24 protein-coding genes are annotated in these 19,130 nt (G+C 67.7%); 15 read left to right on the forward strand and 9 right to left on the reverse strand.

Going from position 1 to position 19,130, the window contains the following annotated elements:
- The first annotated feature begins 77 nt into the window (after window positions 1-77).
- The 4 genes from IAE58_RS16105 (at window position 78) to IAE58_RS16120 (ending at window position 3,918) form a co-directional block, all read left to right on the forward strand.
- A complete protein-coding gene (locus tag IAE58_RS16105; RefSeq protein WP_199934080.1) occupies window positions 78-1,139 on the forward strand; it encodes an ATP-binding protein in 1,062 nt (353 codons plus the stop codon).
- Window positions 1,132-2,586 (forward strand): nitrogen regulation protein NR(I), encoded by a 1,455-nt coding sequence (ntrC, locus tag IAE58_RS16110; RefSeq protein WP_199934079.1) that lies wholly within the window; start codon window positions 1,132-1,134, stop codon window positions 2,584-2,586. Before IAE58_RS16105 ends, ntrC begins: the two co-directional genes overlap by 8 nt.
- 93 nt (window positions 2,587-2,679) lie before the next feature.
- Window positions 2,680-3,249: a superoxide dismutase family protein gene (locus IAE58_RS16115; protein ID WP_108751788.1), complete on the forward strand. Its 570-nt coding sequence runs from the start codon at window positions 2,680-2,682 to the stop codon at window positions 3,247-3,249.
- A 33-nt stretch (window positions 3,250-3,282) separates the two neighbouring features.
- The gene (locus IAE58_RS16120; RefSeq protein ID WP_199934078.1) at window positions 3,283-3,918 is read left to right on the forward strand and encodes a superoxide dismutase family protein; all 636 of its coding nucleotides are present in this window, start codon (window positions 3,283-3,285) and stop codon (window positions 3,916-3,918) included.
- A gap of 81 nt (window positions 3,919-3,999) precedes the next feature.
- Here IAE58_RS16120 and IAE58_RS16125 read toward each other — a convergent pair whose 3' ends face one another.
- Both IAE58_RS16125 and IAE58_RS16130 read right to left on the reverse strand, forming a co-directional pair.
- Window positions 4,000-4,440, reverse strand: coding sequence for a hypothetical protein (locus IAE58_RS16125; RefSeq protein WP_199934077.1), 441 nt, complete (start codon window positions 4,438-4,440; stop codon window positions 4,000-4,002).
- A gap of 145 nt (window positions 4,441-4,585) precedes the next feature.
- Window positions 4,586-5,473, reverse strand: coding sequence for a hypothetical protein (locus IAE58_RS16130; RefSeq protein ID WP_199934076.1), 888 nt, complete (start codon window positions 5,471-5,473; stop codon window positions 4,586-4,588).
- A 93-nt stretch (window positions 5,474-5,566) separates the two neighbouring features.
- Between IAE58_RS16130 and IAE58_RS16135 the strand changes: the two genes are divergently transcribed.
- Window positions 5,567-6,862: an acetyl-CoA C-acetyltransferase gene (locus IAE58_RS16135; protein WP_108748044.1), complete on the forward strand. Its 1,296-nt coding sequence runs from the start codon at window positions 5,567-5,569 to the stop codon at window positions 6,860-6,862.
- Between the two features lie 69 nt (window positions 6,863-6,931).
- On the opposite strand, the gene IAE58_RS16140 is transcribed toward IAE58_RS16135, so the two are convergent.
- The 3 genes from IAE58_RS16140 to IAE58_RS16150 form a co-directional block, all read right to left on the reverse strand.
- A complete protein-coding gene (locus tag IAE58_RS16140) occupies window positions 6,932-8,233 on the reverse strand; it encodes a heme biosynthesis HemY N-terminal domain-containing protein (RefSeq protein ID WP_199934075.1) in 1,302 nt (433 codons plus the stop codon).
- A 6-nt stretch (window positions 8,234-8,239) separates the two neighbouring features.
- A complete protein-coding gene (locus IAE58_RS16145; protein WP_199934074.1) occupies window positions 8,240-9,220 on the reverse strand; it encodes a uroporphyrinogen-III C-methyltransferase in 981 nt (326 codons plus the stop codon).
- A 103-nt stretch (window positions 9,221-9,323) separates the two neighbouring features.
- Window positions 9,324-10,112, reverse strand: a complete 789-nt coding sequence (locus IAE58_RS16150; RefSeq protein ID WP_199934073.1) for a uroporphyrinogen-III synthase — start codon at window positions 10,110-10,112, stop codon at window positions 9,324-9,326.
- Between the two features lie 35 nt (window positions 10,113-10,147).
- Here IAE58_RS16150 and IAE58_RS16155 point away from each other — a divergent pair, with 35 nt between their 5' ends.
- From IAE58_RS16155 to IAE58_RS16175, 5 genes are all read left to right on the forward strand, one after another.
- A complete protein-coding gene (locus tag IAE58_RS16155; protein WP_199934072.1) occupies window positions 10,148-10,615 on the forward strand; it encodes a YiiD C-terminal domain-containing protein in 468 nt (155 codons plus the stop codon).
- 32 nt (window positions 10,616-10,647) lie between these two features.
- The gene (locus tag IAE58_RS16160) at window positions 10,648-11,079 is read left to right on the forward strand and encodes a hypothetical protein (RefSeq protein ID WP_199934071.1); all 432 of its coding nucleotides are present in this window, start codon (window positions 10,648-10,650) and stop codon (window positions 11,077-11,079) included.
- Between the two features lie 56 nt (window positions 11,080-11,135).
- Window positions 11,136-11,573, forward strand: a complete 438-nt coding sequence (locus IAE58_RS16165) for a rhodanese-like domain-containing protein (RefSeq protein WP_108748050.1) — start codon at window positions 11,136-11,138, stop codon at window positions 11,571-11,573.
- Window positions 11,574-11,673: 100 nt separating this feature from the next.
- Entirely contained in the window at window positions 11,674-12,192 is a 519-nt protein-coding gene (secB, locus tag IAE58_RS16170) for a protein-export chaperone SecB (RefSeq protein ID WP_004153553.1), read from the forward strand.
- Window positions 12,193-12,212: 20 nt separating this feature from the next.
- Window positions 12,213-13,238 carry an NAD(P)H-dependent glycerol-3-phosphate dehydrogenase gene (locus IAE58_RS16175; protein ID WP_199934070.1) on the forward strand — a complete coding sequence of 342 codons (1,026 nt, stop codon included), beginning with the start codon at window positions 12,213-12,215 and terminating at the stop codon, window positions 13,236-13,238.
- A gap of 54 nt (window positions 13,239-13,292) precedes the next feature.
- On the opposite strand, the gene IAE58_RS16180 is transcribed toward IAE58_RS16175, so the two are convergent.
- Window positions 13,293-13,754, reverse strand: coding sequence for a nuclear transport factor 2 family protein (locus IAE58_RS16180; protein ID WP_199934069.1), 462 nt, complete (start codon window positions 13,752-13,754; stop codon window positions 13,293-13,295).
- 122 nt (window positions 13,755-13,876) lie between these two features.
- Here IAE58_RS16180 and IAE58_RS16185 point away from each other — a divergent pair, with 122 nt between their 5' ends.
- Together IAE58_RS16185 and IAE58_RS16190 are read left to right on the forward strand one after the other, a co-directional pair.
- The gene (locus IAE58_RS16185; protein ID WP_199934068.1) at window positions 13,877-14,536 is read left to right on the forward strand and encodes a hypothetical protein; all 660 of its coding nucleotides are present in this window, start codon (window positions 13,877-13,879) and stop codon (window positions 14,534-14,536) included.
- Window positions 14,537-14,649: 113 nt separating this feature from the next.
- Window positions 14,650-15,018, forward strand: coding sequence for a hypothetical protein (locus tag IAE58_RS16190; RefSeq protein ID WP_199934067.1), 369 nt, complete (start codon window positions 14,650-14,652; stop codon window positions 15,016-15,018).
- Between the two features lie 29 nt (window positions 15,019-15,047).
- Here the strand turns inward: IAE58_RS16190 and IAE58_RS16195 are convergent, their stop codons facing one another.
- On the reverse strand, window positions 15,048-15,362 hold the full coding sequence (locus IAE58_RS16195; protein WP_199934066.1) for a hypothetical protein: 315 nt from the start codon (window positions 15,360-15,362) through the stop codon (window positions 15,048-15,050).
- 88 nt (window positions 15,363-15,450) lie between these two features.
- Between IAE58_RS16195 and IAE58_RS20015 the strand changes: the two genes are divergently transcribed.
- On the forward strand, window positions 15,451-16,197 hold the full coding sequence (locus tag IAE58_RS20015) for a pentapeptide repeat-containing protein (protein ID WP_233614968.1): 747 nt from the start codon (window positions 15,451-15,453) through the stop codon (window positions 16,195-16,197).
- A 12-nt stretch (window positions 16,198-16,209) separates the two neighbouring features.
- Here IAE58_RS20015 and IAE58_RS16205 read toward each other — a convergent pair whose 3' ends face one another.
- Window positions 16,210-16,542 (reverse strand): hypothetical protein, encoded by a 333-nt coding sequence (locus IAE58_RS16205; RefSeq protein WP_199934064.1) that lies wholly within the window; start codon window positions 16,540-16,542, stop codon window positions 16,210-16,212.
- Window positions 16,543-16,626: 84 nt separating this feature from the next.
- On the reverse strand, window positions 16,627-17,061 hold the full coding sequence (locus IAE58_RS16210) for a hypothetical protein (RefSeq protein ID WP_199934063.1): 435 nt from the start codon (window positions 17,059-17,061) through the stop codon (window positions 16,627-16,629).
- Window positions 17,062-17,297: 236 nt separating this feature from the next.
- Here IAE58_RS16210 and IAE58_RS16215 point away from each other — a divergent pair, with 236 nt between their 5' ends.
- Together IAE58_RS16215 and IAE58_RS16220 are read left to right on the forward strand one after the other, a co-directional pair.
- On the forward strand, window positions 17,298-17,870 hold the full coding sequence (locus IAE58_RS16215; RefSeq protein ID WP_199934081.1) for an Ax21 family protein: 573 nt from the start codon (window positions 17,298-17,300) through the stop codon (window positions 17,868-17,870).
- Window positions 17,871-18,109: 239 nt separating this feature from the next.
- Entirely contained in the window at window positions 18,110-19,084 is a 975-nt protein-coding gene (locus IAE58_RS16220; RefSeq protein WP_199934062.1) for a Dyp-type peroxidase, read from the forward strand.
- Window positions 19,085-19,130 lie beyond the last annotated feature (46 nt).

Here is a 19,130-nt window from a genome sequence, read left to right on the forward strand (position 1 = left end):
CCCCCGCGGGGTCCACAACCTTTGTCCTAATAACGGGGCGCCCACCCCCACACCTCGTTTTGCACTACATTGGTGCAATGTCCGACCCCGCACCCCCGCCGTCCCTTGATGCCCTCGGCACGCCGCTGGCCTGGGCCGGGGCCGATGGCCGCATCATCGGCTGCAACCCGGCCTTCGCCCGCTGGCTGGGCGTCAGCGTCCGCCGCCTGCTGGGCCAGCCGCTGGCCGCGCTGGAAGTGCAGGGCGAGGCACTGGCCCATTTCCTGGCCCGCGACGAGCGCGACAGCCTGCGCCTGAACCGGCTGGCGCTGGCCGTACCGGGCGAAGGCGCGCGCTTCGCCGAAGGCTGGATGAGCCGCCGCGATGACGGTGGCTGGCTGCTGGAAGCGCACCCGGTGGATGAATTTCCTGGCCTGGACCCGACCCAGGCCTTGCCCAGCGCGCTCAGCGCCGCCTTGAAGGGCCTGGCCCACGAACTGCGCAATCCGCTGGCCGGGCTGAAGGGCGCCGCGCAGCTGCTGGCGCGCCGCGCGGCCCAGCGCGATGCCAGCGAACGCGAACTGATCGAACTGATCGGCTCGGAAATCGAACGCCTCAACGGCCTGCTCGACCAGCTGCTGTCACCGGCACCGGCCGCACCGCATGCGCCGCTGAACATCCATGCCGCGCTGGAGCGCGTGCTGCGCCTGGCCGAAAGCGAGGCCGGCTGGGCGGTGCGCCTGCAGCGCGACTACGACCCCAGCATTCCCGAATTCGCCGGCGACGCCGACCGCCTCACCCAGGCCGTGTGGAACCTGGTGCGCAACGCCATCCAGGCCGGCGCCGGGGTCATTACCCTGCGCACGCGCGTCGAACATGGCGTGCGCATTGCCGAACAACTGCACACGCTGGCGCTGCGCCTGGAAATTGCCGATGACGGCCGTGGCGTGCCCGAAGAACTGGCCGAGCACCTGTTCCTGCCGCTGGTCAGCGGCCGAGCCGAGGGCACCGGGCTTGGCCTGGCGCTGGCCCAGCAGGTCACGCGCGAGCATCGCGGCACGCTGACCTACCGCTCGCGCCCGGGCCATACCGTGTTCACCCTGCTGCTGCCGATCGGCAACGGCACCGCCCCGGCCGAGGAGGCCCCGCGCGATGTCTGACGTCTCTACTTACGCGCAGCGCATCTGGGTGGTCGACGATGACCGCGCCGTGCGCTTCGTGCTGTGCACCGCACTGCGTGAAGCCGGCTACCAGGTCGATGATTTCGACAGCGCGGCACCGGCACTGAAAGCGCTGGCCGAAAACCCGCCGCCGGCGCTGCTGTTCACCGATGTACGCATGCCCGGCGACGATGGCCTGGTGCTGCTGGACAAACTGAAAGCCGCGCTGCCGCAGCTGCCGGTGGTGGTGATGTCGGCCTACACCGATGTGGCCAGCACCGCCGGTGCGTTCCGCGGTGGCGCCCACGAATTCCTGTCCAAGCCCTTCGATCTGGACGATGCCGTGGCGCTGGCCCAGCGCGTGCTGCCGGCGGTAGCCCCGGCCCTGGCCGCGCCAACCCCGGTGATCGAAGCGTCCAGCGACCAGCCGCCGCAGCTGGTGGGTGACACCCCGCCCATGCGCGCGCTGTTCCGTGCCATCGGCCGCCTGGCGCAGGCACCGCTGGCGGTGCTGATCACCGGCGAAACCGGCACCGGCAAGGAGCTGGTGGCCAACGCGCTGCATCGTGAATCGCCGCGTGCGCAGGGTCCGTTCGTGGCGCTCAACACCGCCGCCATTCCCGCCGAGCTGCTGGAAAGCGAACTGTTCGGCCACGAAGCCGGCGCCTTCACTGGCGCGCAGCGCCGCCATATCGGCCGCTTCGAACAGGCCAACGGCGGCACCCTGTTCCTGGATGAAATCGGCGACATGCCGCTGCCACTGCAGACCCGCCTGCTGCGTGTGCTGGCCCAGGGCGAGTTCTTCCGGGTCGGCGGCCGCGAGCTGATCCATGTGGACGTGCGCGTGGTCGCCGCCACCCACCAGGATCTGGAAGGGCTGGTGGCGCAGGGCAAGTTCCGCGCCGATCTGCTGCACCGGCTGGACGTGGTGCGCCTGCAGCTGCCACCGCTGCGCGAGCGCCGCGAAGACATCGCGCAGCTGGCCAGCACGTTCCTGGCCGCCGCCGCCCACAAGCTGGACACGCCGCCGAAGCGGCTTACCGCCGCCGCCCTGCAGGCGCTGCGCGAACACGACTGGCCGGGCAACGTGCGTGAACTGGAAAACGTCTGCTGGCGCATGGCCGCGCTGGCCGCCGCCGAGACCATCGGCGTGGCCGACGTGGATACCGCGCTGAACCGCACCCGCCAGCGACGCGGCAGTGGCCACGCAGCGGGCGCCGATCCGGGGCAGTGGGAAACCCTGCTGTCCGAATGGGCGCGCCGGCAGTTGCAGGAAGGGGCCGAAGGCCTGCATGCGCAGGTGCGCGATCGGGTGGACCACGCCCTGCTGGAGGCCGCCCTGCAGATCACCCACGGCCGCCGTGCCGAGGCCGCCGCGCGCCTGGGGCTGGGCCGCAACACACTCACCCGCAAGCTGGGTGCCGGCCGCCGCCGCGGCAGCCATTGAACGGAATCTGCACACCCTGCTCGCACCCGCTTGCCGAACCGTTGATCCGTCATGGACGATTCCGTCCGTAGTGTTACCTGCAAGGAGTCTTCGATGCGTCTCTCACATGCCCTTCTGCCGCTGTCCGCCGCCGTGCTGCTGTCTGCCTGTGGCAGCGCGCCGAAGAAGCCGCAGCCCACGCCGCCGCCGCCGAACGTGATCAGCACCGCGCAGCAGGCCGAAGCGAACCTGGCGCCGGCCTCGGCCAGCATCGTCAGCGGTCGCCTGGTGTTGAAGCCGGAAAGTGGTGGCGTGCACCTGACCGGGCTGATCGGTGGGCTGCAGCCGATGCAGCAGGCTGGCTTCCATATCCACGAACGCGGCGACTGCAGTGCGGTCGACGCCAGCAGTGCCGGCAATCACTTCAACCCCGGTGGCAGCGCGCACGGTCGCGCCGGCAGTGGCAAGCATCATCTGGGCGACATCGACAACCTGCAGGCCGATGCGCAGGGCCGCGCCAACATCGATGTGCACCTGAAGGGCGTTACCCTAGGCGGAGGCGCCGCCACCGATATCGCCGGTCGTGCACTGGTCGTGCATGCCAACGCCGATGACTATCGCAGCCAGCCCGCCGGCAATGCCGGCGTCCGCATTGCCTGCGGCGTGATCCGGGTTACCCGCTGATCGCCCGCTGGCACCCTCACCAAGGAGATTCACATGCGTCTGATCCACACTTCGCTGTTCGCGGCCATGGCCGCCCTGGGCCTGGCGGCCTGCAGTCAGCCGGCCACGCCGGAAGCCGAAGCACCGGCCACCACCCCGGCCGCAGGTTCGGCGGCACCGGCCGATCCGGCCAGCGCCCCGGCTGCCGACGCGGCCGCTGCCACCACCACCGACGCCACGGCCAGCGCCGAACTGGCACCGACCCAGGGCAATGAAACCAAGGGCAGCGTCACCTTCAAGGTGGTCGACGGCAAGGTGCACGTCAGCGGCCAGATCAGTGGCCTGAAGCCGGGCAGCGAGCACGGCTTCCACATCCATGAAAAGGGTGACTGCGGCGCGCCGGACGGCATGAGCGCCGGCGGCCACTTCAACCCGGGCAAGCAGGACCACGGCAGTGTGGCAGCCGACCCGCACCACGGCGGCGATATGCCCAACATCAAGGCCGACGACAAGGGCGTGGCCACCATCGACGGTCCGGTGTCCAGCAACGTCAACATTGGCAAGGGTGATGACTTCGACATCATCGGCCGCGGCCTGATCGTCCACGCCGACGCCGACGACTACAAGACCCAGCCGACCGGCAACGCCGGCGCGCGCCTGGCTTGCGCGGTCATCCAGAAGGCCCCGTAAGAAAGCAGAAACGCCGGCGAAAGCCGGCGTTTTTCATTGCGCTGGCGCCGGGCCATGCCCGGCGGATTGCATCCGATCGCCTTACAACGGCGCCGCGGCCAACTTCCTGGCCTGCACCGCCACTGCATCGCAGGCGGCCGTGCTGCCTTCGCAGAGGGTGGCCATCTTCCGGGTGCGACGAAACGGATGTTCGCGATCCCAGCCGATCGCCGTGCGCATGCGCACCACCGAGGGCGCCAACGGATGTGGCGCGGTGAACAACACCCAGGTGGTGGCGGTGTAGTCGGGGTCGTTCTCCACCGTTTCCTTGCTCGTCTGCAGCACGACCATGCCGGCCGGCGTCTGCGCCTGCAGCCGCTCGATGTCCTTGCGCTGCGGCAGCTTCTCAGCGAACGCTGCCACGCTGGTGTACTCCAGCGGCAGATTGTCATCACCCGTGCGCACCGGGGCGCTGGCCTGGGCCAACCCGCTCAGGGCCAGCCCGAGCAGGCAGGCGGCACGTCGGCAAGCAGAAACGGTCATCGCAGGAACTCCTGTATGGGGCGCCGGGTCATGCCCCGCAGAACGCAGCTTTCGCAGAGTCGAACTTGCTCGACTGGCCCTTCGCGCAGACGCGCCCGGGCACGGTAGCGCCGGGCCACGCCCGGCGGAAGATATCCCACGAATATCAGCGCGCCAGCAGCGCGCGCGCGTCCTGGCCGGCTTCGCAGTGTACGAACAGCACCGGCACGCCGTGTGCCTCCAGCACCGCCGCCATCTGCCGCTGGCGCAGCAGGAACTGCTCGTAGATGCCCTGCAGGCGATCACAATCGCCCTTGGCATGGTTGTAGTACGCGCACCAGCCAGCCGGGTCGAACAGTGCCATGCGCGCCTCGCCCTGCACATAGCGCAGCAGCGGTTCCGGCGCGGCGTCCAGCCACTCTTCCTCGGCCGGGGCCAGGATCGCCGTCTCGATCAGCGGCCACAGTGCGGCCAGGCCCTGGTTGTCGTACTGCATCGACATCATCGCGGCCAGGTCATTCACCGTGAAATAGCGCGCATGCTCGACCCGCGCGCCGAAGCCCTTCTGCGCCATCAGCGCGGTATCGGCATGGGCCATGCCGTTGGCCAGCAGCGTTTCTTCCAGCGCATCGGCCACCGCGGCAATGGTGGCCGCATCGGTGCCGGTCAGCAGGAACGGCACCACGCGCAGGCCACCGCCCACCAGGGTGGCATCGGCCTGGAACGGCAGCGGCACATCACCCTGCGCATCGGCACCGAAGGCCAGCAGACGCGGGCCCTGGTTGCTGCCGGGCGCGCGCATCTGCAGTTCTTCCAGGCGGCGGTGGATCGGCCAGCCCGGGCGCAGTACTTCGGCCGGGTCGAAATGGGCGGCGGCGAAGACCAGGTCCAGCTCGGCTACCTGCGGCACCAGCTTGGAAAGATCGCGGCCGACACGTTCGGCCAGTTCGCCGGCCTGTTCGGCGCTGAGGACCGCTTGGCCAGGAATTTCTCCGCCGGCCAGTTCCAGGGCCAGCACGCCAAGGGCGTTCATCGCGGGGTCGGGTTTGCTCATGGTTCCACGGTTGGCCCATCACAGGGCGGCAGCTACACTTGGCCCCATTATGCCTGCTCTGTCGTGCAGGCCATGTTGCAGACACCCTCATCCATGCCAGGTATCTCCATGCCCAACGCTCGTCCCGTCGCCATCCTCGGTGGCGTCCGCATTCCGTTCTGCCGCCAGAACACCGCGTATTCGGATGTCGGCAACCTTGGCATGTCGGTACGTACGCTGGGCGCGCTGGTCGAACGGTTCGGCCTGCATGGCCAGCAACTGGGCGAAGTGGCCATGGGTGCGGTCATCAAGCATTCCAGCGACTGGAACCTGGGCCGCGAGGCCACCCTGTCCTCGGGCCTGTCGCCTTTGACCCCGGGCATCACCCTGCAGCGCGCCTGCGGCACCTCGCTGGACAGCATCATCACCGTCGCCAACAAGATTGCCCTGGGGCAGATCGAATCGGGCATCGGTGGCGGTTCCGATACCACCTCCGACGTGCCGATCGTCTACGGCAAGAAGCTGCGCGCGCGCCTGCTGGCCGCCAACCGGGCCAAGACCACCGGCGACAAGATCCGTGCCCTCACCTCGGGGTTCAAGTTCTCTGAACTGAAGCCCGAGTTCCCTGGCGTGGCCGAGCCGCGCACCGGCAAGAGCATGGGCGACCACTGCGAGGACATGGCCAAGGAATGGAACATCTCGCGCGATTCGCAGGACGAGTGGGCTGTCTCGTCGCACAAGAAGCTGGCCGCCGCCTATGAGCGCGGCTTCTTCAATGACCTGATCGCACCGTTCCGCGGCGTGGAGCGCGACAACATCCTGCGCGCCGATACCTCGCTTGAAAAGCTGGCCACGCTGAAGCCGGCGTTCGACAAGGTGTCCGGCCGTGGCACGCTCACCGCAGCCAATTCCACCCCGCTCACCGACGGCGCCGCGGCCGTGCTGCTGGCCAGCGAAGAGTGGGCACGCGCGCACGGCCACGAGCCGCAGGCCTACCTGCGCGATGCGCACGTATCGGCGGTGGATTTCGTGCACGGCGAAGGCCTGCTGATGGCGCCGACCGTGGCCGTGCCGGAAATGCTGAAGCGCAATGGCCTGACCCTGCAGGATTTCGACATCTACGAAATCCATGAAGCCTTCGCCGCCCAGGTGCTGTGCACCCTGCGCGCGTGGGAGAGCGAGGATTACTGCCGCAACCGCCTGGGCCTGGATGCACCGATGGGCCGCATCGATCCGGACAAGATCAACCTGCTGGGTTCGTCGCTGGCCACCGGCCACCCGTTCGCCGCAACCGGCGCCCGGGTGATCGCCACCGCCGCCAAGCAGCTGGCCGAACGTGGCGGCGGCCGTGCCCTGGTGTCGATCTGCACCGCCGGCGGCATGGGCGTGGTGGCGATCGTCGAACGCTGAGCGCATCCAACTTTGGAATTGAAAACGCCGCCCATCGGGCGGCGTTTTCGTTGCGCGATGCGTCGATGGTCACGGCAATCGCGGGTTGCCGAACGCGTCGCGTTCTTCGTTCGCGTCATACACCGGCGGCTGCACCGCCGTAGGCTGCTCTTCCACCGTGGCCCGCAGCGGTGCCTCGGCGGTACCGTCACGCACCAGCGCCACGCTGTCCTCGCCGCGCTGCAGGCGCAGGGCGTTGCCCAGGCACTGCGCGGCCAGTGCAGGTTCGCCACGCTGGGCGAAGGCTTCACCCAGTGCTTCCCACGCCGGCGCACCGGCACCGGCGGCCACGGCCTCGTGCAGGAAGGTTTCCGCCGCCGCCCAATCCTGCTGCGCCAGTGCCACCCGGCCCTGGGCCAGGCGCAGCGCCGCTGAATCCGCATGCACGTTGCGCCAGCGCTGCAGGTTGGCCTGGCGGGTGGCCAGTCGGTCTACCGGCAGGCGGCCGTACAGCGCCACCAGTTCGTCGTCCCAGCGCTGGTCCAGTGCCTGTTCCAGCGCCAGCAGGGCGGGTTCGTCCCATTCCAGCGCCACCGCGCGGGTGGCATAGGCACCCACCACATCGGGCGTCGGCCGCAGCGCCTTGGGCGTGGTTTCCCACTGCGCGGCCAGCGCGTTCACATCGGCCGCTTCCAGCAGCGCCTGCGCGGCCAGCCGGGCTTCCAGTTCGCTGGCGGCCTCGCTGGGCAGCACCTTGCTCTGGCGCAGCGCGCCCAGCTGGCCGTAAGCCTCGTGGGCGCGGCCAGCGCGGGCCAGCGCTTCGGTGCGCAGCCACAGGCCACGCGGCGGCAGCGGCTGGATCGCCGCCACGTCCAGCACATTGATCGCGTCCACCGGCAGATCGCGGGCCAGCAGCTGCTCGGCGCGCAGCAACGCATGCAGCGTGGCATCGCGCTCGCCCAGCCGCTGCAGCAGCGCTTCACCGCCGGCGCCGTCGGCCCGCGCCTGCGCGCTGCGCACCGCGTTGGCCAGCGCGATCGCCGTCACTTCCGAATCCTGCGCGGCACCGTCCAGCAGCTTTTCCGCGCGCTGCCACTGGCCGTGTTCATAGGCCTGCAGGCCATCGATCAGGCGCACCCGGCCCTGCTTGCGGCGGTAGCGGCCCCAGGCACGGAACGGTGCGGCAATCAGGCTCCACAGCAGCCACAGCACCAGCACGGCGATCACCGCCAGCAGCGCCACCTTGGGCAGGTTGCTGTGGTAGTCGTAGCCACCGTGGCGCAGGATCACCTCGCCATAGCGGTTCAGGTCTTCGGCGCCCAGCCATTGCGCGGCAACGATGCCGATGGCCACGGCCAGCAACAGCACGACCAGGGATTGCACGGGCTTCATACGGTCTTACCTCCGGTCGGTCTGGGTGCGCAGCTGCCGCAGCGTGCTGCCAAGTACGTTGCCATCGGCCTGTAGCGGCAGTTGGCGCAGGGCCTTCAGTTCAGCACGTTGCGCGCGCAGGGCTGGTGAATCCGGCCAGCGGCGCTGGGCCCACTGGTCCACTCGGGCCAGCGCGGCATCGCGGCCGCGGCCATCACCGCGTTCAATGGCGGCACGGGCCAGGGTCAGTTCCAGTTCCAGTGCCTGTTCGGCGCTGGCACGTTCGCCGGCAGTCAGTGGCCCCTGCAGGCGGCTGGGGGTGATATCCACGAAGGCCGCGATGGCCGCCTGCCACCAGGGCCGCGCGACCGGCGCCACGGGCGTTGTGGTCTTCACCTGCGAAGGCAGGCGCTGCAACGCCTGCGAGACCGCATCCAAGCGCTGCAGGGCCAGCACGCGCGGGCCATCGCCCAGTGCATCCAGCGCTTCGCGTTCCTGCACCAGCGCCTGGCGCAGGTTCAGGCCATCGCTGTCGGGCAGTTCGGCCAGCGCGGTGGCGGCCAGGCCGTACAGACGGCGCGCGCCATCCACATCGTCGGCGAAGGCCAGGCGCTGGGCGGCCTGGGTCAGCAGCAGCTCGGCCTCGTCGCGCTGCACCGCCTGGCGGCCCAGGTTGGCGCTCTCGGTCAGCTTGGCCAGGTTTTCTTCCAGCAGCGCGCTGCGCTGGGACAGGCCCAGCATCTCGTCGCGCAGCACGCGGTTTGTGGCCGCCGCATCCTGCAGGCGCTGGCTGCTGGCGCGCTGGTCGCGGCGCAGGGCCTCCACCGCTGCTTCCAAGCCCTGCAGCTGCACGGCGGCGGTCTGCGCCTGCGCCTGCTGTTCGCGCTGCTGGTGCTGCCAGAAGTACCAGGCGCCGTAGCCGGCGGCCGCCAGGCCCACCACCACGGCGCTGGCCAGCAGCCAGCGGGCAGGGGAACGGGGGGCGGCAGGGGGCGTAGTGTCGTTCATCAGGCTTCCTTGTCGGCGGCGCGCCCGGGTGGGCCCGGCCGGCGGCGTTGCACACAGCATCACCGTTGGCGATCAGCGCAGCAAGCGTGTGCCCGGCGCCTGTTCAGTTCGCTGCCGGGGCGGTGAGTGCGGCGTGTGCGGCAGCGGTCATCTGCGCGACAGTGGGGCCTTCGCTGCGCACCACGCGCTGCAGGCCCAGTGCCTGCGCCTGCGCGGCCAACCGCTCGCTGGCGGCCAGCACGGTGGCCTGCTGGCGCAGTCGCTGCTGCCAGGGCGGTGGTAATTGCTGCCAGAACCGCTGCAACGCCTCGCCGCTGCTGACGGCCAGCAGCCAGGGCGTCGCCGACCGGGCCAGACGCGACAAGGTACGGCGGGGCAGGCGCAGCGGCACGCGTTCGTACACGTCCGAACGCAGGATCTGCGCGCCGGCCTGCTGCAACTGGGCCGCAATCAAGCTGCGGCCGCCGGGGGCGGTCACCAGGCCGATCTGCAGCCCCTGCACGTTGTCCAGGGCGGGCAGGCCCAGCAGTCCTTCGCTGTCCATCCGCTGCGGCGCCTGCACGTCGGCCACGCCCACTGCCTGCAGTGCGCGTGCCGTGCCTTCGCCCACGGTCAGCCACGGGCCGCGCTGCGCGGCGGGCAGGTCCACCCACGCCGCTGCCGCCGCCACCGCCGCCGGGCTGGTGAAAACCACACGCGGGCAGGCCAGCGCCTGGTTCAGCCGCTGTGCCACCGCCGCGCCCTGCAAGCGCCGCAGTCGCCACGGCGAAAACGCCAGCGTGGTCCCGCCGTAGCGGGCTGCGGCGCGGCGCAGCCCAGCATGCTGCCCCTGCGGGCGCAGCGATATCAGGGTCCAGCCAGTGGGTATCGTATGGTCGGGCATTGACGTCATTATGCGGGCCCTTCGTTGTCGTGGTTGCTGCTCCGATGTCCGTTGATGCCCTGACTTCCTCGCTGGCCTCCCTGCAGGGCGTGCTCGACTGCATGCCGGCCGTGCGCGCCATGCAGATCCGTCTGGATGGCTACGCCGACGGCGTGCTGCGCATCACCGCGCCGCTGGCCGCCAACGTCAACGACAAGGGCAATGCCTTCGGCGGCAGCCTGGCCTCGGTGCTCACCCTGTCCGGCTGGGCCCTGGTCAGCCTGCGCCTGCGCCTGGCCGGGCACGACGCCGAGGTCTACGTGGCCGACAGCAACCTGCGCTACCTGGCGCCGGTCTACGAGGACCTGCACGCCCATGCGGCCGCCGCCGAAAGCAGCGCCTGGGACATCTTCCTGTCCACCTTCCGCCAGCGCGGCAAGGCACGCATCAGCATCGTCGCCACCCAGCCCGGCGCCGATGGCCGGCCGGCGGCTGAATTCAGTGGTCGCTTCGTTGCCTTCGCCAAAGGGTAGGATGTCAGGCTGACGTCCTTGGGGAACCACCGATGCGCCGCTTGATCCAGATCCTGTTGTGTTCGCTGTTGCTGGTCAGCGCCGTTGCCGGCGCGGCCGCCGACGATCTGACCCGCAAGCAGCGCAAGCTGCTGGAAGAAACCCAGATCGCTTACGGGGCCACCATCCGCTGGGGCACGATGGACGACGCCATCGCCTACCTGGACCCGCAGCTGCGCAAGGACAAGCCGCCCACCCAGTTCGAGCTGAACCGCTACGCCCAGCTGCGGGTGTCGTCCTACCGCGAGCGCAGCACGGCCGCGCTGGACGGGGGCCAGGTCGAGCGCCGGGTGGAAATCGGGGTGATCAACCAGAACACCCAGGCCGAACGCACCGTGGTGGTGACCGAGCGCTGGCGCTGGGACCCGGAAGCCAAGCGCTGGTGGCAGGCGGCCGGCCTGCCGGACCTCTGGCAGGGGCAGTGACGGCCCGCCTGCGGCTTGTGCGACAATCGGCCCCCGCTTATAGACCCGTGATCTGAGTGAATTACGAAGAGCTGCTGGCCTTTGCCGGCCGAAACCCGATGCTGTCCGCAGCCCTGGTGGGCCTGACCGTGGCGATCATCGTCACCGAGGTCCGCCGCCTGTTCCGGGGCTTCAAGGGCATCAAGCCGGCTGAACTGACCCAGCTGATGAATGCCGGTGGCGCCGTGGTGGTCGACCTGTCGGCCAGTGGCGACTTCGAAAAGGGCCACATCGCCGGCAGCCGCCAGGCCCAGGCCAGCGCATTCGGTCCGGAGCACAAGCTGGTGGCCAACGCCAAGCAGAGCCCGGTGGTGCTGGTGTGCCGCAGCGGCAACGCCTCGGAAACCGCCGCCAAGGCGTTGAAGAAGGCCGGTTTCGAAAAAGTGTTCGTGCTCGATGGCGGCATTCCCGCTTGGCAGCAGGCCGAACTGCCGCTGGTCAAGGGTCGCAACTGATCGAACGCGGTGGCGGCATTGGCCTTGTATGGGCCACCTGCCGCCCCCATCGCTGTAGTTCGACCTACGTTTTCATTGCATTCATCTGGAGTTACAGGAAATGTCCGAAGAGATCACCAACGGCGCCGCTGCGCCGGTCGATGCCGCTACCGGCCCCGCTTTCACCGTCGAGAAGATCTACGTCAAGGACGTTTCCTTCGAGTCGCCGAACGCGCCGACCATCTTCAATGACCAGGTGCAGCCGGAGCTGCAGCTGAACCTGAACCAGCAGGTGCAGCGCCTGGGCGAAAACGCCTTCGAAGTCGTGCTGGCCGTGACCCTGACCTGCCAGGCCGGTGAGCGCACCGCCTACGTGGCCGAAGTGAAGCAGGCCGGCGTGTTCGGCCTGGTCGGCCTGGACCCGCAGTCGATCGACGTGCTGCTGGGTACCCAGTGCCCGAACATCCTGTTCCCGTACGTGCGCCAGCTGGTCAGCGACCTGATCCAGGCCGGCGGCTTCCCGCCGTTCTTCCTGCAGCCGATCAACTTCGAAGGCCTGTACGCCGAAACCCTGCGCCAGCGCCAGGAACAGGGCGACGCGCCGTCGCTGGCTGATTCCGAGCCGGCCGGCAACGCCTGAGCTTGGCTACGACGTCACGAATGAGCGATACCGCTGACAAAGTCGCCGTGCTTGGCGCCGGTTCCTGGGGAACCGCGCTGGCCACGCTGCTCGCCCGGCACGGTCACCCGACCGTGCTGTGGGGGCGCGATGCCGCCGTGGTCGAAGCCATCGACCAGCGCCATGAAAACCCTCGCTACCTGCCGGGCATCCCGCTGCCGGACAGCCTGCGCGCGACCACCGACATGGCGGCCGCCCTGCAGGATGCCGCCTGGATCCTGGTGGTGACCCCGTCGCACGCGTTCAATGAAACGGTGCGCGCGCTGGCGCCGCTGCGACCGGCCGGTGCCGGCGTGGCCTGGGCCACCAAGGGCTTCGAACCGGGTTCGGGCCGCTTCCTGCACGAAGTAGCGCGCGAAATCCTGGGTGACGACGTGCCCCTGGCCGTGGTCACCGGGCCGTCGTTCGCCAAGGAAGTGACCCAGGGCCTGCCGACGGCGATCACCGTGCACGGCGACGTGCCCGAGTTCGCGCAGACGGTGGCCGAAGCCATGCATGGGCCGGCGTTCCGCGCCTACACCGGCGATGACATGGTGGGTGCCGAACTGGGTGGCGCCATGAAGAACGTGCTGGCGGTGGCCACCGGCGTGGCCGATGGCATGCAGCTGGGCCTGAATGCCCGTGCCGGCCTGATCACCCGTGGCCTGAACGAAATGCTGCGGCTGGCCGCGGCCATCGGTGCCAAGCCGGAAACCCTGATGGGTCTGGCCGGGCTGGGCGATCTGGTGCTGACCTGCACCGGCGATCTGTCGCGCAACCGCCGCCTGGGCCTGGCCCTGGGCCGTGGCCAGACGCTGCAGGACGCCGTGCGCGAAATCGGCCAGGTGGTTGAATCGGTGCAGACCGCCGACGAAGTGATGCGACAGGCGCGCCGTCATGGCATCGACCTGCCCATTTCCGAGCGCGTGCGTGCCGTGCTGCACGGCGAGCAGACGCCTGAAGAAGGCCTGCGCGCGTTGCTGGCGCGGGAACAGAAACCGGAATACCCGAATACCCTGTTCAAGTGATCTGAAGAACCCCGGCCCAGCGCTGGGGTTTTTTTTGCGCGCGCGACGTCCGCCTCACTTCGTCCTTGGCGGCGCGCTGGTGTTGTCCATGTCCGAAAAAATCATCCACGGCCCATCGCCCACGCGCTGCAACGTGAGCGTGAACTTCCCGGTGTCGCCCGCATTGCTGCCGTAGCTGTACGCGCCGATGATGTAGCCGGTGTTGCCCTCCACCGCGTGCGCCAAGGCGCGCAACCGCAACGGGCTGCTGCCCTGGCCGGCATAGGCGGCCTCGATGGCCGCGCGCCCGCGCACCGGTGCATGCGCGCTCTGCAGCACGAATCCATCTTCGGTGAACAACGCCGCCAGTGCCTTCGCATCGCCGGTGCGCCAGGCCTGTTCGTAATCGCGCAGCACCCGGTCCAGGTCCGCGGGCAGGGCATCGTCGGGAAGTCGCGTGGCCGGCTGTTGTGCAGCGGCAGGCCCGGCCAGCAACGCTGCACAGACCAGGATCACGGCAAACCTTGAACAGCACATGCGTCTGGGTCCTTGGCAGCCAGGGAAGCGGTCACTGCAAGCCTAACGCCGGGGGATGCCCGGCGGAATACCGGCACCGCGTAGAATCCCTCCGTCGCACTCCACACATCCAAGGACAGGGAATGACGTCCAGGAATCTCGCCATCTCATGGCTCATCGCGCTGTTGGCCGCGTGTTCGCAGGCACCGGCGCCGGCACCGAAGGCAGAAGCTGCGCCTGCGCCTGCACCCACGACGACGCCCACGGCACCCGCGCCCGAACCTTCCATCGAAGATGGCGTGGACCCATCGGTGTGGGACAACGAGGGCGAGCCCGAAGGCGAATCCCCCAGTGGCGAACTCACCTGCAAGGACCACCCGCTGGCCACCTACTTCTTCACCCTGGTGGGCGGCAACACGGTGGACGACTGCGGTCGCAAGGACGCCAGGCTGCTGGCGGCGTTCGATGCACTCATGCAGGACACCGCCGATGCCGAATCCAGCGAGCCGGGCATCGCACCGCTGCGCAAACGCCTGCTGAGCGGTCCCAGTGCACCGGGCCAGCCGCTGCAGCTGCAGGACGGTGTATGGTGGTTCTACACCGCCTGCCAGGCCCACCAATGCCCCGGCACCGCGCTGGCGGTGCTGTACTCGCCCGAGCAGGGGCGCATGGTGGGCCGGCTGTCTGCACGCTGCCAGGTGCGCTGGCTGGGCGGGCCCAACGAGGAACAGCGTGAGCGCATCGCCCAGCTGCGGCCGCTGCACCCGGCAGCCCTGCAAGGTGAGGACGCGGACTGTCGGTAAGCACGTGGTGTGGGTTACCCGTCCGGGGCAGGCGAAGACGGGAAGACGGAGTGCTACGCTGGACCACAACCGCTGCACCTGTCCGCCACAATGTTCCGATACGGGCCCAACCCATGACAGATGCCACAACGCCTGACGACCTGTTCGCCGCACTGCGCGGCCTGCTGCGCAATGCCGCCGGTTCATTGCAGGTGGTGCACGACAGCCCCGATCACTTCTACGCCAACGGCCCGCACCCCGATGCCAGGGGCAAGCCGCAGTTCTTCTGCGCGGTGAAGGTCTCCGGGCGCAAGCACGCCTTCCACTTCATGCCGGTCTATGAATTTCCCGAGCTGCTGGCCGACATCAGCCCGGCGTTGAAGAAGCGCATGCAGGGCAAATCCTGCTTCAACTTCGATCGCTGGGACCCGGAGCTGATCGACGAACTGGCACAGCTGGTCGTGCAGGGTACTGCCCGCTACCGCTCGCTGGGTCGGCTCTAAGCCGCGCGGCTTGAACGCCAGGGTCGCGCTCAGCGTTCGTGCACGTAGCGGTCTTCGACAATCTCCGTCACTTCGTCATCTTCGTCCAGGCTGAATTCGAGATACCCGTCGTGCTCGCTGAAAACAGCCACGCCCTTCGTTTCATCGATCACACAGAATGACAGCGGCACCGCCACGAAGAAGCCGCTGCGGCTTCGCAGTTCAACACGGCGCGCATGGCTGAAATCGAGCGCGCCCAGACCTCTCGCGTGCAGCTCCTGCGCTGAACGCCCGAGCTTTATCGACAATTCCTCTGCCCAGTCGCGCACGACGTCCACCGGGGTGCGTAGGGATTTGATCTGCATGATGCTGCGGTTCCGTCTGCGTGTCTGCCGAGCTTAACCCGCGGGGCCTGCCTGCTAGACTGCCCGTCCCTGCCTCATGGACGAATGCATGGCCGCAACGCGCCTGAAACTGCTGCCGAAGCGCGACATCGCCGCACTGCGCGCGCGCTGGACGCCTGAGCGGGTGCCGCAGCTGGCCAACCCGCGGCGCAGGGACGATTGGCGCGACAAGACCATCACCAATCGTCACTGGCACCCTTCGCCGTTCGGGCTGACCGCGGAGGGGCGATTGGATTACCGTGGGTTTCCATATGCGGTGCCGCAGTACCAGAACCTGCAATCGGTGGATCTCTCATATGTCTCTCCTTCGCACGGGACCACATTCCTGGTCCATGCCGTGATGGAAGACTGTGATTTCACCGGCGCAGCGATGGGGACTCTCGACGAATCCTTCCTGCGTTGCCGCTTCGACCTGACGACCTTCGACAACAACGGACTGAGCGGCGTGTTCAACGCCTGCAGCTTCGTGCAGGCCAAACTGCTCAGATGCCATTCCAACGCGCACTTCATCGACTGTGATTTCCGCGACGCAGCTTTGCCGATGCGGACTTCTCCCGCGCGCGCTTCGTGCGCTGCAATTTTGAAGGTGCCCGCTTCAAGCGCGCCGACCTGCACAAAGCGATCTTCGTCGGCTGCCGGCCCAGTGACACACAGCTGGCAGACTGCTATTGCAACGATGACATCCGCTTCGAGAGCGAAGAGGGAAGTGATTGAAGTGACGATGCCCGCGCCGGCGGAACACCCGTTGCTGGCATGGACCGACCGCTATCTGAAGCGGCTGGAAGGCGAGGGTTGAAGCGCGAGCGGCCTAGCGCCGTGAACGCGCCGCGCGCAGCGACGCCCTGGCGATGATCACCACGTAGGTGGCCAGCATGCCGGCAACCAGGCCCATCACTTCCACCTCCCAGTTGTCACGGTACCGGGAAGGGCCGGCAATGGCCCAGCCCAGCAGCAATGCCGCCATCAGCGCCATCATGCGGTGGGCCGAGGTGATCAGTGCATCCTCGCCGGCATGGCCCAGGTTGGGATCCCAGCGGCCGATCAGCCAGCCAAAGCCACGCCAGTAGTCCCGCGCCACCAGGTAGTGAAGGGACACCACCCCGGCAAGTGCGCTCAGCAGGAACTGCAACAGGGGATGCATGGGTCGTCCTTGTGCGCGTGTTGGGCGATCTGCCGTGCGGTTCAGCCGGGCAAGCGGGTCGACCGCCAGCGGGAGACAACGTTCCTATCTCAGCCAAAGCCCTGAAAGCATCAGGGCGCTGGCGAAGGACAGCAGACAGCGGGCGACGATCATCACGCCGGGCTGCGCACTGCTTACCGCAGGCGCCACCTTCTTCCAGTTGTCGGCGTTGCAGGTTTCATGAAAGCGCTTGATGGAAGCACCGATGACGTTGATCAGCGCGATCAATATCGCCATTCCCCACAGGCACAGCAGGGACATCGAGACCGCTATCGCGTACTGCTTGGCCGTGGCGACCGTGAACAACGCGAGCGATTGCGCCATCCACTTGAGCAGCATGCTGATGCCCACGGTGCCTGCAAAGACCAGCAGCAACAACACACCGACTTTGAGCCATTGCGCCTTCGCGTCTGACTTCTGCCCGGTCCAGACAAGCACCAGGGCGAGCGCCTGGAAGACGGCGTAGAGCACTGCGTGCATCACTTCTTACGTCGCGCGGAATCCATAGGTTCATAAGGATTCTACGTACTTCACATCTATCGGGCCAAACCGCTGCAAGTTCCCTGAACGGCAACTTCATTCATGTACTGGTCAGTACAATATTCAGGAGCGATTTCACCAGCAAACGGATAATTCACACCTGTCGACCGCCTCCTCTCTCCCTCTCCCGGGAGGCGGCCGACGAAACCAAAAATAATTAAAGGTGTGTCCCGATGATCAAGAATTCGCTGCTTGCCCTGGGTCTGCTGGCTGCCCTGCCGTTCGCTGCATCGGCTGCCGATGGCCTGTCGTACAACTACGTTGAAGGCGGTTACGTGAACACCGATGCCAAGGGCGGCGACGCCGATGGCTGGGGCGTGAAGGGCTCGGTTGCAGTGCACCCGAACTTCTCGCTCTTCGGTGACTACAGCAAGCAGGAAACCGACACCTTCAAGAACGATGTGGCCCAGTGGCGCATCGGTGCCGGCTACAACTATGGCATCGCACCGAACACCGACCTGGTGGCTCGTGTTGCGTACCAGAAGTTCGACCTGAAGCACGGCCTGGACTTCAACGGCTACTCCACCGAAGTGGGTCTGCGTACCGCGTTCAACCCGTACCTGGAAGGCTATGCGCTGGCCGGTTACGAGGATTACAGCAAGAAGCACGGTATCAATCCGGAAGGCGAGTTCTACGGCCGCGTCGGCGCCACCGCCAAGTTCAACCAGAACTGGGGCCTGAGCGGCGAAGTGAAGCTGGCCAAGGCTGGCGACCGCGAGTGGTTCGTGGGTCCGCGCTTCAGCTGGTAAGACATCGCTCTGTCGTTAGTGCGTGTAAGTGGCATGTGACTCTCTCTCTCTCTCTCCCGCATGCCATCCGAAGCCCGGCCTTGTGCCGGGCTTCTTTTTTGCCCGGCTTCGCCGCGTCGCCCAACGGTAGATCCACGCCATGCGTGGATGCTATCCTCAGCCACGCATGGCGTGGCTCTACTACAGCTGTGCTCGGGTGGTTCGGCTATCATCGCCGCCTCAAGCCAGCAGGATGTTCCATGAATTCCCAGCCCGCCCCGATTACCGCCCTGAACCACACGCTGGACAATGAGCCGCAGCAGATCACCGCGCCGTTGACCCATTGCGCGGCCTTCCTGGTGCTGAAGGTGAAGGACGATGCCGAGTCCATCGCCACGGTGCGGCAGGTGCTGGGCAGCACCGACGATCTGATCAAGAACACCGCCATCCGAGAGATCGAGCGCACGTTCACCTGCAACGTGGCCATCGGCCACCGCGTGTGGGCGCCGCTGGTGGGCAGTACGCCGCCGCGCGAGTTGAAGCCGTTCCGTGAGATCAAGGGCGCCACCCATACGGCGGTGTCCACCCCGGGCGACCTGCTGTACCACATCCGCGCGCGCACCCAGGACCTGATCGTGGCCTTCGAGCGCAACCTGCTGCTGGCCTTCGGCGATGCGGTGGAAACGGTGGATGAAGTGGCCGGCTTCCGTTACTTCGACGGCCGCGACCTGCTCGACTTCGTCGATGGCACGGCCAACCCGGAGGGGCTGTCGCTGCCGGAGGCCACCATCGTGGGCGACGAAGACCCCGACCATGCCGGTGGCAGCTACGTGGTGGTGCAGAAGTACCTGCACAACCTGCAGGCCTGGCGCGCGCAGAAGACCGAAGCACAGGAAGCCATCATCGGCCGCACCAAGCACGACAACATGGAACTGGACGATGCGCCGGCCGATGCGCAGAAGTCGCACAAGACGCTGTGCACCATCGAAGATGCCGACGGCGAGCACGAGATCCTGCGCGACAACATGCCGTTCGCGCGCCCGGGCCACAACGAGTACGGCACCTACTTCATCGGCTACACGCGCCGGCTGTGGGTGATCGAGCAGATGCTGGAACGCATGTTCATCGGCAATCCGGCGCCGCTGCACGATCGCATCCTGGATTTCTCCACGGCGGTCACCGGCGTCACCTTCTTCGCGCCCTCGCGCAAGGTACTGGCCGACCTGGCCGAGTAGCAACTGTCTTGTCAGGGGCTGCCGAGGGCCACCTCGGCGTCCCGCT

Source organism: Stenotrophomonas sp. S49 (genome assembly GCF_016624905.1).
Lineage (GTDB): Bacteria > Pseudomonadota > Gammaproteobacteria > Xanthomonadales > Xanthomonadaceae > Stenotrophomonas.